Origin of the sequence: Streptomyces kebangsaanensis (assembly GCF_001906585.1) — a bacterium.
GTDB lineage: Bacteria > Actinomycetota > Actinomycetes > Streptomycetales > Streptomycetaceae > Streptomyces > Streptomyces kebangsaanensis.
The window spans coordinates 1-2,426 of sequence record NZ_JUJA01000053.1; the positions used below are offsets into that span (position 1 = coordinate 1).

2 protein-coding genes are annotated in these 2,426 nt (G+C 74.2%); one reads left to right on the plus strand and one right to left on the minus strand.

The genetic code is table 11. The features are described 5' to 3' along the window. The coding region (locus RH94_RS07490) for a GNAT family N-acetyltransferase (RefSeq protein ID WP_234425600.1) at positions 1 to 2,008 on the minus strand (2,008 nt) is incomplete at its 3' end. Positions 2,009 to 2,191: 183 nt separating this feature from the next. Between RH94_RS07490 and RH94_RS07500 the strand changes: the two genes are divergently transcribed. Then, a partial coding sequence (locus RH94_RS07500) for an HPr family phosphocarrier protein (protein WP_073946848.1) occupies positions 2,192 to 2,426 on the plus strand: 235 nt, incomplete at its 3' end.

Consider the following 2,426-nt stretch of genomic DNA (forward strand, 5'->3'; position numbering starts at 1 on the left):
CCGCGCCCGCCTCCGGTGCCGGGCCGGGCTCGGGGTTCCGGTCGGCCGGGGGTCCCGTGACGGGCCCGGGCGCCGCGGGGGTCCCGGGCGCCGCGGAGGGCAGCAGCGGCGTCGCGCCCGTCTGCGGGCCCGGGCCGGGCTGCGGTGCCGTGCTGGCCGCGGCCGACAGGGCCTCCGCCAGGCCGCCGAGTTCGACGTGGACGACGAGGACCGGCTTGCCGGGTACCGCGTCCGCGGCCGAGCGCAGGGCCGCGGCCAGGGCCGCGTCCTCGGCGGCGCCCTCGCCCACGGCCGGTATCGCCGTGACGACGACGGCGTCGGTGGTCTCGTCGGCGAGCGCTCGGGACAGTGCCAGCCGGAAGTCCTCCGCCGACGCCGCCGTCGTCAGGTCCCGCGGCGGCTGCGGGCGCAGCCCCTCGGCGAGGCAGCGGTCGTAGGTGAGCACGCCCAGCGACTCGGAGTTGCCGAGGATCGCCACCCGCGGGCCGGGCGGCAGCGGCTGCCGGGCGAGCAGCAGGCCGGTGTCGACCAGTTCGGTGATGGTGTCCACGCGGATCACGCCGACCTGCCGCATCAGCGCGGACACCGTCGCGTGCGGCAGCCGCGTCGCCCTTACCGCGTGCCCCTGCGGGACGGACCCCGAGCTCTGCACCACGACCAGCGGCTTCACCGCCGCCGTACGCCGGGCGAGGCGGGTGAACTTGCGCGGGTTGCCGACGGACTCCAGGTACATCAGGGCGACGTCGGTGTCGGGGTCGTCGTACCAGAACTGCATGACGTCGTTGCCGGAGACGTCCGCCCGGTTGCCCGCCGACACGAAGGTCGACACGCCCGTGACCCCGGTGACCCCGCCGCCGCGCCGGTGCAGCCGGGACAGCAGCGCGATGCCGATCGCCCCGGACTGCGCGAACAGCCCGATCCGGCCGGGCCTCGGCATCTCGGGGGCGAGGGAGGCGTTCAGCCGCACGTCCGGCGAGGTGTTGATGATCCCGAAGGTGTTCGGCCCGATGATGCGCATGCCGTACGTGCGCGCGTGCCGCACCAGGGCGCGCTGGCGCTCGCGTCCCTCGGGGCCGCTCTCCGCGTACCCGGCGGAGATCACGACGAGTCCCTGCACGCCGTGCTCGCCGCACTCGGTGACGACCTCGGGGACGTGGTCGGCCGGCACGACGACGACGGCGACGTCGACGGGCCCGTCGACGTCCCGCACGGAGCGGTGGGCGGGTACGCCGTCGATCTCCTTGCAGTCCTCGCCGAAGGCCCGGTTCACGGCGTGGAGCCGGCCGGTGAACCCGCCGTCGCGGATGTTGTCGAGGACGCTGCGGCCCACGCCCCCGCGCGTGCGGCCCACGCCGATGACGGCGACGGAGCCGGGCGCCAGCAGCCGCCGCACCGACCGCGCCTCGGCGCGCTGCTCCCGTGCGCGCTGCACGGCCAGCGAGCGGTCGGTCGGCTCGATGTCGAACTCCAGGCGTACGACGCCGTCCTCGAAGCTGCGCTTCTGGGTGTACCCGGCGTCCATGAACACCTTGATCATCTTGGTGTTGGCGGGCAGCACATCGGCGGTGAAGCGGCGGATGCCGCGCTCGAGGGCGACGGCCGCGATGTGCTCCAGGAGCGCGGAGGCGACCCCGCGCCCCTGGTGGGCGTCCTGCACCAGGAAGGCGACCTCGGCCTCGTCGGAGGGCGCCTGGGCGGGCATGCCGTCGGCGTCGATGCGGTCATAGCGTACGGTGGCGATGAACTCGCCGCCGATCGTGGCCGCGAGTCCCACCCGGTCCACAAAGTCGTGGTGCGTGAAGCGGTGGACGTCCTTCGCGGACAGGCGCGGGTAGGGCGCGAAGAAACGGTAGTACTTGGACTCGTCCGACACCTTCTCGTAGAAGCTGACCAGGCGGTCGGCGTCATCGGCGGTGATGGGGCGGATCCGCGCGGTGCCGCCGTCGCGCAGCACTACGTCGGCCTCCCAGTGGGCGGGGTACTCGTGCCGGTCCGGCGAGGTCTGCATGGGCCCCAGGGTACGGCTGGCGTCCGGCAACGGCGCGAGGCAGTCTGTGGGGGACACACATCGGGTCGTCGGACCGAGGCCGCGGTCCGACGCCGCCCGGAGCGGAGCAGCGAACCGCCCCGGGACGCCTCACGTGTGGGAAACTGGTCTAGACAACCCTGAACACCTGAAGGGCAGCATCACATGGCTGAGCGCCGCGTCAACGTCGGCTGGGCCGAGGGCCTTCACGCCCGTCCCGCCTCCATCTTCGTCCGGGCCGCCACGGCCGCAGGCATCCCCGTGACGATCGCCAAGGCCGAGGGCACCCCCGTCAACGCGGCCTCCATGCTGGCCGTGCTCAGCCTCGGTGCCGAGGGTGGCGAGGAGGTCGTCCTGACCTCCGACGCCGACGGTGCGGACGCCGCGCTGGACCGGCTGG